At 63.8% G+C, this 14,877-nt stretch carries 10 protein-coding genes; 7 read left to right on the forward strand and 3 right to left on the reverse strand.

All coding sequences use genetic code 11. The features are described 5' to 3' along the window. Positions 1–49 precede the first annotated feature (49 nt). From gltB to NGM15_RS01995, 3 genes are all read right to left on the reverse strand, one after another. Positions 50–4,603 (reverse strand): glutamate synthase large subunit, encoded by a 4,554-nt coding sequence (gene gltB / locus NGM15_RS01985; RefSeq protein WP_253434603.1) that lies wholly within the window; start codon positions 4,601–4,603, stop codon positions 50–52. 457 nt (positions 4,604–5,060) lie between these two features. Next, positions 5,061–6,548, reverse strand: a complete 1,488-nt coding sequence (proS, locus tag NGM15_RS01990; RefSeq protein WP_253434605.1) for a proline--tRNA ligase — start codon at positions 6,546–6,548, stop codon at positions 5,061–5,063. Between the two features lie 133 nt (positions 6,549–6,681). Further along, on the reverse strand, positions 6,682–7,803 hold the full coding sequence (locus NGM15_RS01995) for a Cdc6/Cdc18 family protein (protein WP_253434607.1): 1,122 nt from the start codon (positions 7,801–7,803) through the stop codon (positions 6,682–6,684). Positions 7,804–8,054: 251 nt separating this feature from the next. Here NGM15_RS01995 and phnD point away from each other — a divergent pair, with 251 nt between their 5' ends. The 7 genes from phnD (at position 8,055) to NGM15_RS02030 (ending at position 14,872) form a co-directional block, all read left to right on the forward strand. Continuing rightward, the gene (gene phnD / locus NGM15_RS02000; protein ID WP_253434608.1) at positions 8,055–9,179 is read left to right on the forward strand and encodes a phosphate/phosphite/phosphonate ABC transporter substrate-binding protein; all 1,125 of its coding nucleotides are present in this window, start codon (positions 8,055–8,057) and stop codon (positions 9,177–9,179) included. A gap of 6 nt (positions 9,180–9,185) precedes the next feature. Continuing rightward, complete coding sequence (phnC, locus tag NGM15_RS02005; RefSeq protein WP_253434610.1) at positions 9,186–10,007, forward strand: phosphonate ABC transporter ATP-binding protein; 822 nt, start codon at positions 9,186–9,188, stop codon at positions 10,005–10,007. Next, entirely contained in the window at positions 10,004–10,852 is an 849-nt protein-coding gene (phnE, locus tag NGM15_RS02010; RefSeq protein ID WP_253434612.1) for a phosphonate ABC transporter, permease protein PhnE, read from the forward strand. The genes phnC and phnE (NGM15_RS02010) overlap by 4 nt, the downstream gene beginning before the upstream one ends. After that, positions 10,849–11,655, forward strand: coding sequence for a phosphonate ABC transporter, permease protein PhnE (phnE, locus tag NGM15_RS02015; RefSeq protein WP_253434614.1), 807 nt, complete (start codon positions 10,849–10,851; stop codon positions 11,653–11,655). Before phnE (NGM15_RS02010) ends, phnE (NGM15_RS02015) begins: the two co-directional genes overlap by 4 nt. Before the next feature lie 10 nt (positions 11,656–11,665). Next, positions 11,666–12,454: an HAD-IIA family hydrolase gene (locus NGM15_RS02020; RefSeq protein ID WP_253434616.1), complete on the forward strand. Its 789-nt coding sequence runs from the start codon at positions 11,666–11,668 to the stop codon at positions 12,452–12,454. An 87-nt stretch (positions 12,455–12,541) separates the two neighbouring features. Then, positions 12,542–13,513 (forward strand): quinone oxidoreductase family protein, encoded by a 972-nt coding sequence (locus NGM15_RS02025; RefSeq protein WP_253434619.1) that lies wholly within the window; start codon positions 12,542–12,544, stop codon positions 13,511–13,513. 93 nt (positions 13,514–13,606) lie between these two features. Further along, positions 13,607–14,872, forward strand: coding sequence for a sulfite oxidase (locus NGM15_RS02030; RefSeq protein ID WP_253434622.1), 1,266 nt, complete (start codon positions 13,607–13,609; stop codon positions 14,870–14,872). The last annotated feature ends 5 nt before the right edge of the window (positions 14,873–14,877 follow it).

Consider the following 14,877-nt stretch of genomic DNA (forward strand, 5'->3'; position numbering starts at 1 on the left):
CACAGACGCACACCATCCAACCGCTGTATTGCTGTTCGACGTGTCGCTCTCAATCGTCGCTCGCGACAAACCCGGACGACCCAGGACTCGATTCGGCGGCGGGCGACTCGGGAAGTTCGGCGCGGACGTCGTTCCGACCGTCCTCGGTGATCGCCTGGCGGTAGGCTTCGGGCATGACCTTCACGAACGACTCGAGGGCGCGCACCCAGTTTGCCAGGAGTTCCTGTCCGCGCTCGGAGCCGGTGTAGGCGACGTGATTCTCGAGCAGGCGCTCGAGCATGGCCTCGTCGGCCTCCTCGAGGTCCTCGTGGAGGGAGACCATGCCGGTGTTGGCCTTGCGCTCGAGTGCCGCGTCGGGGTCGAAGACGTACGCGACGCCGCCGGACATTCCCGCGGCGAAGTTGGTTCCGGTCTCGCCGAGGACGGCGACGACGCCGCCGGTCATATACTCACAGCCGTGATCGCCGACGCCCTCGACGACGGCTTTGGTGCCCGAGTTGCGAACGGCGAAGCGCTCGCCGGCGACGCCGTTGACGTACAGTTCGCCGCCGGTCGCGCCGTAGAGGGCGACGTTGCCGATGGCGACGTTCTCGGTCGGTTCGTAGGCGGCCGTTTCGGGCGTCCGAACGGTGAGCTTCCCACCCGAGAGGCCCTTGCCGACGTAGTCGTTCGCGCTGCCCTCGAGGTGGAACGAGAGGCCGTGGGCGAGGAACGCACCGAAGCTCTGGCCGGCGGTGCCCTCGAGGTCCACCGTCAGGGTGTCCTCGGGGAGGCCGGGTTCGCCGTAGCGGCTCGACACCCGGTTCGAGAGCATGGTGCCGACAGCGCGGTCGACGTTCGTGATCTCGGTTTCGACGGTCCGGGGAGTCCGGTCCTCGATGGCCGCACTGGCCTCCTGGATGAGGGTTCGGTCGAGGTGATCCTCGAGGCCGTGGTCCTGTTCCCGAATCCTGGTCCGGACGTCGCCTTCGGGTTCAGCCAGGACGGCCGACAGGTCGACGGTGCGGGCCTTCGGGTGGTCGACGTCCTCGCGCTGGGAGAGGACCTCGACGCGGCCGACCATCTCTTCGACGGTTTCGAAGCCGAGTTCGGCCATGATCTCGCGCAGCTCCTGGGCGATGAACGTCATGAAGTTGATGACGTGTTCGGATTCGCCGGGGAAGCGCTTGCGGAGGTCCTTGCGCTGGGTGGCGACGCCGACCGGGCAGGTGTTCTTGTGACACTGACGAGCCATCACGCAGCCCTCGGCGACGAGGGAGGCGGTGCCGAAGATGTACTCCTCGGCGCCGAGCAGGGCGGCGACGGCCACGTCGCGGCCGGTCTTCATCCCGCCGTCGGCGGAGACGCGGATGCGGTCCCGGAGGCCGGTGGAACACAGCATCTGGTTGGCCTCGGCGAGCCCGAGTTCCCACGGGAGGCCAGCGTGCTTGATCGACGTCCGGGGCGACGCGCCGGTGCCGCCGGAGTGGCCCGAGATGTGAACCACGTCGGCGTTGGCCTTCGCGACGCCCGCAGCGATGGTGCCGATACCGGCCTCGGAGACGAGTTTGACGTTGATGTCGGCGTCCTCGTTGGCCGCCTTCAGGTCGAAGATCAGCTGTTTCAGGTCCTCGATCGAGTAGATGTCGTGCAGCGGCGGCGGCGAGATGAGGCCGACGCCGGGTGTCGACTTGCGCACGTGGGCGATCATCTCGTTGACCTTCTGACCGGGCAGGTGGCCGCCTTCGCCGGGCTTCGATCCCTGCGCCATCTTGATCTGGAGTTCGTCGGCGCTCGAGAGGTACGTGCTGGTGACGCCGAAGCGCCCCGAGGCGACCTGCTTGACGGTGCACTCGCGCTCGGTGCCGAAGCGTTCGGGCGGTTCGCCGCCCTCGCCGGAGTTGCTCTTTCCACCGATGCGATTCATCGCGACGGAGTTGTTCTCGTGGGCCTCCGGCGAGAGGCTCCCGAGGCTCATCGCGGCCGTCGAGAACCGCCCAACGATGTCGGCGACGGGCTCGACGTCCTCGAGCGGGATCGACTCGCGATCCGAGTCGAACTCGAGGAGGCCCCGAAGAGTCCGCAGGTCTGCGGACTGGTCGTTGATCCCCTCGGCGTACTCCCGGTAGCGCTCGTAGTCGCCCGAGCGGACTGCCTGCTGGAGCGTTCCCACGCTCTGGGGATTCCACTGGTGGTGGATCCCGCCCGAGCGGTGCTCGAACTCACCCTGGCGGTCGAGGGTCGCCTCGTCGCCGAAGGCCGTCTCGTGGCGCTCCAGGAGGTCCGTTTCGATTTCGGCGAGGCCGATCCCCTCGGTGCGGTTCTCGGTCCCCTCGAAGTACTCTTGGACGAGGCTCGAGTCGAGGCCGACGGCCTCGAAGATCTGGGCGCCCTGGTAGCTCTCGACCGTCGAGATGCCCATCTTCGCCATGATCTTCAGGAGGCCGTCCTCGAGCGCGCCGACGTAGGCGTCGATGGCGACGCCGGTGTCCGCGCCGTCGGATCCGGCCGTGAGGTCCGCGATGGTCTGGTAGGCGAGGTAGGGGTTGATCGCGTCGGCGCCGTACCCCACCAGGGTCGCGACGTGGTGGACGGTCCGCGGGTCGGCCGACTCGAGGACGATCCCGGCGTGGTTTCGCAGGCCGTTTCGTACGAGGTGGTGGTGAACCGCGCCCATCGCGAGCAGGCTCAGGATCGCAACCCTGTCGTCGTCGACGCCGCGGTCGGAGAGAATCACGACGTCGTTGCCGGCTTCGATTGTCGCGACGGCGTCCTCGCGAACGCGCTCGATGGCGGCTTCGAGGGCCCCGCCGTCGGACTGGTCGGCGGCTTCCGAGCGCTCGTACGTGATGTCGACCGTCCCCGCCGTGATGTCGTTTTCCTCGCAGTCGCGGATCGCCTCGAGTTCGGCGTCGGTGAGGACGGGCGAATCGAGGACCAGTTGGCGGGCGTGTGCGGGCGACTCCGAGAGCAGGTTGCGCTGGAACCCCAGCCGGGACTCGAGCGAGGTAACCTGTTCCTCGCGGATGTAGTCGAGCGGCGGATTCGTGACCTGGGCGAACAGTTGTTTGAAGTACGAGAACAGCGGCCGGTTGAACTCGGTGAGTACCGACAGCGGCGTGTCGTCGCCCATCGAGCCGATGGGGTCTTTGCCCTTCTGCATCATCGGCTCGATCAGGTTCTCGAGTTCGTCGTGGGTGTAGCCGAACGCGGCCTGGTGGTGGCGGAGTCCGTCGACGGCCTGACGCGGTTCCAGGTCAGTCGTCTCGAGGAGGTCCTCGACGTGAACCTGTTCGCGGGCGAGCCACTCACCGTAGCGGTCGTCGACGAGGCCGTCGAAGACCTCCGTATCCGGGATGACCCGGCCCTCGTTCGGGTCGGCCAGGAACAGTTGGCCGGGCTGGAGACGCCCGCGCTCGGCGATGTTTTCGGGAGGCGTCTCGAGCGCGCCGGCTTCGCTGGCGGCGATCAGGCGGTTGTCGGTCGTCACGTCGTACCGGCACGGGCGCAGGCCGTTTCTGTCGAGGACGGCGCCAACGCGTTCGCCGTCGGTCGCCGCGACGAGCGCGGGGCCGTCCCAGGGTTCGACTAGCGACGCGTGGAAGTCGTACCAGTCCTTGCGCGCCTGATCCATCTGCTCGTCCCCGCGCCAGGCCTCGGGAACGAGCATGCGGAGTACGTGCGGGAGGTCTCGTCCGTCCTGCAACAGGAGTTCGACCGCGTTGTCGACGCTCGCAGTGTCGGACTGGTCGGGGTCGTTGATGACGGGTTTGACGGACTCGAGATCGTCTATGACCTCGCTCTCGAGATCCGTCTCGCGGGCGCGCATCCAGTTGACGTTGCCCTGGATGGTGTTGAACTCACCGTTGTGGACGACGTTGCGGTAGGGGTGGGCGAGGTGCCACGCTCCGAGCGTGTTCGTCGAGAAGCGCTCGTGGACCATCACGAACGTCGACTCGAGGCGCTCGTCGGCGAGATCGGGGTAGTAGCCGGCGACCTGCTCGCCCTTGAGCAGGCCCTTGTAGACGAGGGTTTTCGAGTCCAGCGAGCAGACGTAGAATCGGTCGTTGCCGTCGACGTCCGTGGTCGAAACCGCGTTCTCGAGCGCACGCCGTGCGACGTAGAGGCGACGGTCGAAGTCGTCGCCGGCCAGTTCGTCCGCCGGCGAGACGAAGACCTGCCAGACGTCGGGTTCAGACTCGATGGCCGTCGCACCGAGGCCGTCGTTTTCCGTCGGCACGTCCCGCCAGGCGAGGGTCTCGAGTCCGTACTCGGAGAGGGTGTCCTGGACGAGGTCGACGAGCGCTTTGCGGGCGGCGTCGTCCTGCGGGAAGAAGATAGAGCCGACGGCGTACTGCTTCGGCAGGTCGACGTCGAGTTCGTCGCGGAAGAAGGCGTCCGGCGTCTGGAGTACGATCCCTGCGCCGTCGCCGGTGTTCGCTTCGGCGCCGGTGGTTCCCCGATGCTCGAGGTTGACGAGGAGTTCGAGGCCGTCTGTAACGACGTCGTGGCTCGTTCCGCCGTCGAGATCCATGACGACGCCGAGGCCGCAGTTCGATCGTTCATCTACGGGGCTGGCGAGGCCCCGCTCGCCGTGAGACGAGTGGCTATGTGGCTGTGTCATACACACCCGAGGTATTCGCACCCACAAGAGGGTACCCCATTATGACTAAGGGTATTATAATGCCATATTAGGGAATTAAAATCGTAAGGGTGTACGGGAATTCGAAAGCGTGTCTACGAACGCAGAGAGTACGGCAATGGTAATGATTCGGTCCACGATCAAATTGAGCCACGCCGCTCCCGCTCGGTATCGAACATCGTCGGAGAAAGTGTCAGAGGCACGTAGTGCTCATCCGCTGGATGAACACCACGATATGTAGTCGTCGCTGGAGCAATATGCGCTATGGGGCTAAACGATTAGGTTCGGGAGAGCCACTCACGCATGCAGAGCCGAGGACTCGAAGGTGAGCCACTACGCGAACACGAATAGCAGAACGATCCCGAGACGAATGGAAGAACCGTTTCGAGACGAACGAGGCGGACGATCTCTAGACGACTAGAAGGACGGGAACGCTCGATCAGTAGGTCCTGGCGAAGTACGCCAGCTGATCGGCGTGCTCGCCACAGACCGTACAGGCAGCGTCTTCGTCGTCGGGCGCGGCAGCCTCGCCGTCGGTCTCGGCGCTCTCCTCGGCGAGGGGCTGGAGGACGATTTCCGCGGAGACCTTCTCCTTGATGACCTCCTCGCAGGCCTGGTCGCCACACCATGGCACCTTCACGTAGCCGCCGTGGCGCCCGATCGTTCCCATGATCTCCTCGGGGCTGTCGGCAGTGCGTACGTTCGACTCGAGGGTCTCTCGAGCGGCCTCGTACAGTTTCTCGTAGATTTCGTCGAGGTGCTCGTCGACCGTGTAGGCGACGCCCTCGCGGTCGGCGACGGTCTTCTCGTTGTCCGGGCGGTGGACCAGGGTGACTTCACCGTCGTCGGCCTCGTTGGGACCGATTTCGATCCGGAGGGGGACGCCCTCGAGCTCGTGTTCGTTGAACTTGAAGCCGGGGTTTCGCTCGTCGCGGTCGTCGAGTTCGACGCGGAAGCCCGCGGCCTCGAGGTCGTCTGCGACCTCACTCGCGTACCCCAGGACCTGCTCCTCGGTGTCCTCCTGCCAGATGGGGACGATGACGACCTGCGTGGGCGCAACGGTGGGGGGCAAGACGAGTCCCTGGTCGTCGGAGTGGGTCATGATAAGCGCCCCGAGTGCGCGCCAGGAGAGCCCCCACGAGGTCGTGTACGCCGTCCGCTCCTCCTCGTCTTCGTCCGCGAAGGTGATGTCGAACGCCTTCGCGAAGCTCTGGCCCAGGTGGTGGCTCGTTCCGCCCTGGACGGACTTGCCGTCGGGCATCAGACACTCGACGGTCGTCGTGGTGTCGGCACCGGGGAACTTGTCGTGTTCTGGCTTTTTCCCCTTCAGGACGGGGATGGCGAACAGCTCCTCGTAGACGCGCTCGTACTGCCCGAGGCGGGTCCACACTTCCTCCCAGGCCCCCTGGTTCGTCTCGTGGGCGGTGTGGCCCTCCTGCCAGAGGAACTCCTTCGTGCGGAAGAACGGCTTCGTGTCCGTCGCCTCCCACCGAACGACCGAGCACCACTGGTTGAGTCGCATGGGGAGGTCGCGGTGACTGCGCGTCCACTCGGCCATGAAGGGCGCGATGATCGACTCGCTGGTGGGGCGGACGGCGAGGCGCTCCTCGAGTTCGTTGTGCCCGCCGTGGGTCACCCACGCCACCTCGGGGTCGAATCCCTCGACGATGTCCTTCTCGCGCTCGAGGTAGCTCTCGGGGATGAACAGGGGGAAGTAGGCGTTCGTGACCCCGGTCTCCTTGAACCAGCCGTCGAGGGTGTCCTGGAGGGTCTCCCACAGCGCGTACCCGCGGGGTTTCGTGACGATGAAGCCGCCCATGGGGGCGTAGTCCGCCAGGCCGGCCTTCTGTACGACCTCGGCGTACCACTCGCCGGGTCGATGATTCTTGGACTCGGTGATCCCGAGTTCCTGTGATTCTTCGCTCATACCTCGACAGTCTGCCAGCGCGCTCTTAAACGATGCGAAGGTGTGTGAGCAGTCACAGGGGATCGGTAGTACGTATCGACGCCGAGTCAGCGTTGTGGAACCAGTCCGAGCAGACGATAGAGGCCGTGCGGCGTCAGTCCTGACCGCGAAGTCTGCGGTACACTGGCGGGGAAAATCGGGGCTCCAGCCGGGTCGGTGGTCGCCCCGGGCCGTTTCCGCTGGTTCGAATGCGAGTCAATACACCATCCTGTGCAAGTTCGTAGAGATGGCGTTTGACCGTTTTTTCGGAGAGAGTGACGTCAGCGGCGATCGATTCCGCTGATTCGTCGATCTCCGTGCCCGAGAGATTCAGCGTAACGAACCGATCGAGGACGGTTTGCTTGCTCTCGTGTAGCGACGCGATGGTTTCAACGTGGATACACCGGTCCGGGGTGGTTTCGATCGCCTCCCCGACGTGCTCGGAGCCGATGTTCGTCGCTCCGTCTCGTTCGGCGAAAATGGCTGCGGCGTACAGCGCGGTAATCGCTTTCGTCGCATCGCCGGCAGCCCAGTCTCCAATCTCCCGCGTAAGCGCGTACTTCAGCCCGTTCGACGAGAGGCCGGACGAAGCTCGCGTAAAGAGGATATCGAGCAGCGCTTCAGAAGAGTAGGCCGGGATCCGAACCGTGCTATCGGCGGTGTCCATCGGTTGTCGGTCGACCGTGACCGTCGAAATCGGCACGTTAGCGGGGAGGTGGTCTCGAATCGTTCCCGACCGAGATTCGCTGACGTGGTCGATGGCGAGAACCGTGCGCTCCGTCGCCGCGACTGCATCCGTCAATCGCCATTCGATATCGTCGAGGCTGATCCCGCGCTTCGGCGTGGTCTCGTCGGTAAGTGCGTCGAGGACGCCTCGCAGAGTTTCGAACGTGGTTCGTCCGCGCGCGTCGACGTAGACGAACTCCGTCCGCGGTACGTTGGTCGTTCGGGTCGTGGTGACGATCGGGGCATCGCCGGGCGAGAACCGTTCGCTGAGCAACTGAAACAGGTTCGCAACGAGTACGGATTTTCCGGACCCTCGAGGACCATAAACGTGACAAGACGGTGGAAGCGAGCCGCTAAATGCCGGGTCCAGGACGTCGAGAAGTCGTTCGATAATCGGTCCGTGCCCGATCGGTTCGTCGGGGCGGACCGCCGGATTCAGTGCGTTTTCGTCGACGATGAGACGGTTCCGATCGTCCGAGATACGACGACCGATTCGCTCCCACAACTCCATCAGCTACAGTTCGAAACCCTTGTGAAGTAAGCGTTACGGGTAATGGGCAGTTTTTTACGCCTACTCGGCACCTTCCGATCGTAAATATCTCTTCCCTGAGATCACATCGCTATCGGTCGAGAAGAAACGTCGTCGAAGTAAATTATCCCAAATGTTTACCCGGCAGGGTTATTATACCCCCCAACTATTCGGCACAGGAGTGAAGCGACGATGGGATATATTTATTATGGTCCATTATATTTATTCCCACTATGGTATTTAGCGGTGATTCCAGACGGCGATTTCTGAAAGGGGCAGCCTGTGCCTGCTGTGGTGCAACGCTGGCTGGCTGCTTGAGTGGAAACGACGACGAAGACGACGGTAACGGCAACGGGAACGGGAATGGCTCGAACTCGAATGACTACGCCGAATTCGATCCACTAGATCCCGAATTCCCACAGCTGACCTCGACACTCCTTGAGCACAGCTTCGAAACCGGATCGATCGAAGAACTCGACAACTTCGAACAGCGTGACGAACCCGTCTACGGCAACTCGCCCCAGGAGACGCCGGACGACGAGAGCGAGTGGCTCGATCCCGACACCCTCGACTTCGCGATGGTGCCAACCGAAGATCCCACGGTCTTCGAAGGCGTGCTCGATCCACTGCTCGAAAATATTGCTGAAGAGACGGGAAAAGAGGTCGTCAATAATCCGCTTCAGTCCTACGCTGCCCAGATCGAAGCGATGCGCAACGAGCGCCTGCACGTCTCCGGTTTTTCGACTGGATCGACGCCATTCGCGGTCAACAATTCCGGCGCCGTCCCCTTCAGCATCCAGGTCGGCGAGGAGGAGTTCGGCTACCGGCTGTGGGTCATCACCCAGGCCGACAACGACGAGATCACCGAACTCGAGGATCTGGCCGGGAAGAACGTCGCTCACACCGACCAGTCGTCGAACTCGGGTCACCTCGCGCCGAACGCCCTGTTCACCGACGCCGGCGTGACCCCCGGTGAAGACTACGAGATCGAGTTCTCAGGCAGCCACGAGAACAGTGCTACGGGCATCTACCACGGCGACTACGACGTTGCACCGATCTGTAGTACCTGCTACGCACGCGTAGCAGAGCGCGGTGACGTCGAAGCCTCCGAGGTCAAATGTATCTGGGCCAGCGCGCCGTTCCCCACGACCTCGTTCTGTTACCGCTACAACCTCCATCCCGACATTCAGGAGGGCGTTAGGCGAGCTTTCCTGGAGTACGACTACCAGGATACCCAGATCGCAGAGGAATTCGAAGGACGAGGGACCTGGGTCGAAATCGATTACGCAACCCACTACCACGACATCCTCGTCAACCATCAGGTCAATGGCGTCGACTACGAAGAAGACGAAGCCTAGTACCCGATGCTCAAAGTTGTCGATCTGGATAAGACGTACCCAACCGGCGACCGAGCGCTCAAAAACGCCTCGATGGAGGTATCTGGCAACGAAGTCGTCGCCATCATCGGGCCCAGCGGCGCCGGAAAGAGTACGCTCATCCGGTGTATCAACCGGCTGACTGAGCCGACCGGCGGGGAGGTGTGGCTCGACGAAACCGAACTCACGGGGCTGTCGAAGCAAGCCCTTCGGAAGACGCGCCGAGACGTCGGGATGATCTTCCAGGAGTACGGACTCGTCGAACGGCTCACCGTGATGGAGAACGTCCTCTCGGGCCGACTCGGATACCTCAGCAACTGGGACGCGTTCCGCCGCAATTTCCCGGAGGAAGACGTTCGGTACGCGTACGAAACTCTCGATCGGGTCGGTCTCGGCGAAATGGAAGACAAGCGAGCGGACGAACTCTCGGGCGGCCAGCGCCAGCGCGTCGGCATCGCTCGCGCGGTCGTTCAGCAACCGAAGATCATGCTCGCGGACGAACCGACGTCGAGCCTCGACCCGGACACATCCCGGGCCGTGATGGACCTCCTGACGGAAATCGCTCGCGAGGAGTCGATTCCGGTGCTCATCAACATCCACGAGGTGGAACTCGCGCTCGAATATGCAGACCGAGTGATTGGGCTTCACGACGGCAAAATCGTCTTCGAAGGTGGCCCCAGTGACGTCGACGAGTGGGCACGCGACGTCATCTACCGCGGTGAAAGCGCCGACCGTTCCTCGGAATCGGAGTTCGAAGACTCGAGCACGGACGAGCACACCCCGGCAGGCAGCCCAACCAGAGACGTATGAGCGAAGGAACAACCGGGGAGCGCTCGAGCGAAGATGCACGCGCCGATGGCGGTTATCCTGGACACTGGGAGCGGCCGACGGTATTTTACAATGCCACAGTAAAGTACGCCATCTACCTGGCTATCGCGGCGTTCGTCCTCTGGAGCCTCTGGGAAATCCGGATCGGTTTCGATCGGTTCGCTTCCGGTTTCGAGGCCGCCGCGAATCTCGCTGAGGGGATGTACCCGCCGAACTTCGGGCCACGGAAGCGCGAACTCATCTACGAGGGCATGGTCGAGAGTATCGCGATGTCGATCGTTGCGACGTTCATCGGCGTCATTATCAGCATCCCGATCGCCGTGATGGCGGCCGAAAATCTCGTCCCTCGACCGGTCTACTACGTCGGCCGCGGGATCCTCTCCGTTTCGCGTGCGCTGCACGAACTCGTGCTGGGAATTCTAGCCGTCGTCGCCGTCGGGATCGGCCCACTCGCCGGCGTGATCGCGCTGGTGTTCGCCACGCCTGGATTCTACGCAAAGTTGCTCGCAGAGGACCTGGAGGACATCGACGAGAGCCAGCGGGACGCAATTCGCGCGGTCGGCGGATCCCCGTTGCAGGTGTTGCTGTACGGCGTCTATCCTCAGGTCGTACCCCGAATTGCTGGCCTCGCGATTTACCGTTGGGACATCAACATTCGGGCAAGTACGATCATCGGCATCGTCGGCGCGGGCGGCATCGGCATTACGCTGATCAACGCGTTCGATCGCTACGAGTACGACTTCGCGGTCGCGATCATCCTGGTCATCATCGCCGTCGTCCTGCTCGGTGAAGCCGTGAGTGCGTACACCCGGAGGCGGATACAATGAGTATCGAATCAACTGATGACTTCGGCGAATGGAGCACTAGGGGCCGGAAACGGCGTCTCGTCCGATACGTCGGCTTGCTTGTGACGTTCGTTGCCGTCGCCATTTCGTGGCGGGCGCTCAACGTCCGCTACGAATACGTCGAGACGGCCCCCGAGTCGGTCCAGGACCTCCTCAACCGAATGTATCCGCCGGACGCCGCGTACGCGAACGAAATCGTCGGCCCGCTGCTCGAGACCGTCAATATAGCGATTCTCGGGACGGGGCTGGCCATACTGCTGGCCCTTCCGGTCGCGTTTATCGGAGCGGACAACACCACGCCAAACCGGGCGACCTACCTGCTCGGAAAGTTCCTTATCGTCGCGACGCGCTCGGTCAACGTCATCATCTGGGCGATCATCTTCGTGATTCTCTTTGGATCGGGTGCCCTCGCCGGCGTCCTGGCAGTCGGCTTTCGGTCGATCGGATTCGTCGCGAAGCTCATCGCCGAAGAAATCGAGGAGATCAATCCGACGCAAGTCGAAGCCGTCCGTGCCACCGGCGCGAGCAGAACGCAGGCGCTGCTGTACGGAATCGTCCCACAGGTGAAGCCGGCGTTCGTCGGCGTTTCGGTCTACCGGTGGGACATCAACGTTCGCTCGAGTACGATCATTGGCTTCGTCGGTGCGGGCGGTATCGGTGTCGAACTCCAGAACAGCATCAACTTCCTCGATTGGCACCGCGTGCTGACGATTCTCATTGCAATCCTCGTGGTCGTCCTCGTCAGCGAATTGATCTCGGCGTACCTTCGGTCGAAGGTGCGCTGACCCCCCATCTATGCGCTTCGACGGGATCATCTTCGACCTCGACGGAACCGTCTATCGGGGCGACCGGATCGTTCCCGGAGCCCCGGCCGCGGTCGAACAGGCTCGAGCAGCCGGTTCAAACGTCCTGTTCCTATCGAACAATCCCACGAAGCGGCCGCCAGAGTACGCCGACCGACTGACCGAATTCGGCATTCCAACCGACGACGAGGACGTGCTCAACTCAGCAGCCATCACCGCGGAGTGGCTCGAGGCGAATCATCCCGACCGACCGGCGCTGGTCGTCGGCGAGCAACCACTCGTTGCCGAACTCGAGGACGCCGGCATCACCGTGACGCGGGATCCCCGGCGGACGGAGATCGTCGTCGTGTCGATGGACCGATCGTTCGACTACGAGACGCTCCAGCTGGCACTCGAGGCGGTCGACGACGAGACGCTGTTCGTCGCGACCAACCCCGACCGTACGTGCCCAGTCGAGGACGGGGAAATTCCCGACGCCGCCGGGATGATCGGCGCTATCGAGGGTGTTACCGGTCGATCTCTCGACCGCGTGCTCGGAAAGCCGTCATCCACGGCAGTCGAAATCGCGACGACGAGGATGGGCTGCACCCCCGAACGGTGCCTGCTCGTCGGCGATCGCCTCGAGACCGACATCGAGATGGGTGTCCGCTCGGGGATGACGACGGCGCTCGTTCTCACGGGTGCGAGCGACGAGACGGATCTCGCGAGTGCACCGTACGAACCGAATTACGTCTTCGATTCGATCGTCGACCTGCCGGAACTGCTCTCGGTCGGCGGGTGACCCACTCATCCCTGACTCGACAAGGAACCGCGAGGCCGTTTCTTCCGGTTCTCTCGACTTTATACAAATCGGTCACGAAGACGGGGTATGCGAGCCATCGAAGTCACCGAATATGGTGATAGTGGCGTCCTCCAGATCGCCGATCGCGAACGACCGGATCCAGGCGCGGGCGAAGTTCGGATCGACGTCGAGGCCGCGGGGATCAACTTCGCGGACGTCATGCAACGACGCGGCGTGTATCCGGGTGGGCCGGAACCGCAGTACGTCCCCGGGATGGAAGCCGCCGGAACCGTCGACGCCGCAGGTGAAGACGTCGACCTCGAGGTAGGCGACCGCGTGGTCGGCATGCTCGGCGGGGGCGGGTACGCCGAGTACGCCACCGCAAACGCACAGATGCTCCTGCCCATCCCCGACGGGGTGAGCTTCGAGGAGGCCGCTGGCTTCCCCGTCCAGTTCCTGACCGCCCACTCCTGCCTGTTCGAGTGGGGTGACCTCGAAGAGGGCGAGTCCGTCCTGATCCAGGCCGCCGCGGGTGGCGTCGGCACGGCGGCCGTGCAGCTGGCCTCGCGGGCCGGCGCGGAGGTCTTCGGCACCGCGAGCACCGAGGAGAAACTCGAGCTGGCGGCCGACCTCGGGTGTGGCCACCCGATCCAGTACACCGAAGTCGACTTCCGCGACCCCGTCGAGGAGGCGACCGACGGCCGGGGCGTCGACCTCGTCCTGGAGAGCGTCGGCGACGACGTGTTCGACCGAAGCCTCGACGCCCTCGCACACTTCGGGCGACTGGTCACCTACGGCGTGGCAAGCGGGGTACCCGCGCGTGCCGAAAACCGGCGCCTGCTCTTCGAGAACAAGTCCGTCGTTGGGTTCCACCTCGGCCAGGCGTCTCGACACGATCCGAAGCGGGTCATGCAGGCGATTCCGGATCTGACCCAGGGGCTGGCCGAAGGAGAACTCGAGGTGATCGTCGGGGAGACGTTCGCGCTCGAGGACGCCGCCGAGGCTCACCAGTTCATCGAGGATCGAAAGAGTATGGGGAAGGTCGTGCTGGTACCCTGAGCGGTTCGTGGTCGTCGACCCGAGGAGGCGGGTCGGTCGGTCGATCGATGGCCGAGTGATAGCTATTTTGCGCTGCTGGGTGGTTCGATATGCATGGCCACAGAACGACCGCGAGACGCCCGTCACCGCGAGATCGACGCGATCGTGGAGGCGAAGGCGGGCGGCGTCGCGGAGACGAGAGACGAAGCCGACAAGTACACCGTCCTCGGGGCCGCCAGCCGACGCACGTTCGCGAACTGGCTGACACCGACCGAGGAGCACTTCGTCTGCCACCGAAACGACATTCCGGACGCTGACGCCGACGCGTGGACCGTCTCGCTCACCGGAGAGTTCGACGGGGAACTTTCGATGGCCGACGTCAGGGACGAGTATCCGACGGTCGCAGTCGCACACACGATGGAGTGTGCTGGTAACGGGCGGGGGCAACACCGACCCGAGACAGGCAGCGTCCAGTGGGACTGCGAGGCTGCAGCCACCGCTTTCTGGACCGGGACGCCGGTGAGTTCGATTCTGCGGGACCACGGTGTGACCGATCCCGAGGGGCGATGGCTCACCGCCATCGGTGGCGACCCGTCGGACGGCGACGACGTATTCGCCCGGTCGATTCCGCTCGAGAAGGCGCTCGACGACTGCGTGCTGGCCTACGAAATGAACGGCGAGCCCTTGCCGCGAGAGCACGGCTACCCCGTCCGCTTGATCGTTCCAGGCTGGTACGGCGTCAACAACGTCAAGTGGGTCGAGGAACTCCGCGTCATGGACTCGATGGTCGTCGAGGGGAGCCTCGAGCGCCCCGGAGAGCACGCCCATTGGCAACAGGTGTCCTATCGTATCCATCCCAGGGGGAACGAACCCGACGAGAACGAGACGGTCGACACGTACGATACGTGGGCCCAGCTCGAGGGTGCAGTCGAGCACCCGTACCCGTTCGACGCGAACGTGATGTCGCTGATTGGCACGCCGGACGGAGCGTCCCCGATCACGGTGAGGGCAGGTGAGACGGTCGAAGTACGCGGCGTCGCCTGGGCAGGCGACGACGCGGTCGACCGCGTTCAGGTCTCCACCGATGGCGGCGATACCTGGATCGATGCAGAACTGTTCGGGCCCGACTACGCGGGCACGTGGCGACTCTTCCGGTACGACTGGGACGCAGAACCGGGACGCCACACCCTGCTTTCGTGCGCGACCGACGACCTGGGCCGTCGACAGCCGTCGCGAATATCCGAACCGGACGCCTGGCGTGACGCCCTCGAGAACGACGAGTACCCCTGGAACGAAGGAGGATACGCTTCGAACGCGTACGAACCGAACGGCGTGGAGGTTCAGGTCCACGCCGACGACGACCGAAACGTCAGCAAATAAGTCGA

The sequence above is a fragment of the Natronosalvus halobius genome, from assembly GCF_024138145.1.
GTDB lineage: Archaea > Halobacteriota > Halobacteria > Halobacteriales > Natrialbaceae > Natronosalvus > Natronosalvus halobius.

Coding starts and splice junctions, on each gene's coding strand:
- gltB (WP_253434603.1), bottom strand. CDS start 4,603: ATGACACAGCCACATAGCCACTCGTCTCACGGCGAGCGGGGCCTCGCC.
- proS (WP_253434605.1), bottom strand. CDS start 6,548: ATGAGCGAAGAATCACAGGAACTCGGGATCACCGAGTCCAAGAATCAT.
- NGM15_RS01995 (WP_253434607.1), bottom strand. CDS start 7,803: ATGGAGTTGTGGGAGCGAATCGGTCGTCGTATCTCGGACGATCGGAAC.
- phnD (WP_253434608.1), top strand. CDS start 8,055: ATGGTATTTAGCGGTGATTCCAGACGGCGATTTCTGAAAGGGGCAGCC.
- phnC (WP_253434610.1), top strand. CDS start 9,186: ATGCTCAAAGTTGTCGATCTGGATAAGACGTACCCAACCGGCGACCGA.
- phnE (WP_253434612.1), top strand. CDS start 10,004: ATGAGCGAAGGAACAACCGGGGAGCGCTCGAGCGAAGATGCACGCGCC.
- phnE (WP_253434614.1), top strand. CDS start 10,849: ATGAGTATCGAATCAACTGATGACTTCGGCGAATGGAGCACTAGGGGC.
- NGM15_RS02020 (WP_253434616.1), top strand. CDS start 11,666: ATGCGCTTCGACGGGATCATCTTCGACCTCGACGGAACCGTCTATCGG.
- NGM15_RS02025 (WP_253434619.1), top strand. CDS start 12,542: ATGCGAGCCATCGAAGTCACCGAATATGGTGATAGTGGCGTCCTCCAG.
- NGM15_RS02030 (WP_253434622.1), top strand. CDS start 13,607: ATGGCCACAGAACGACCGCGAGACGCCCGTCACCGCGAGATCGACGCG.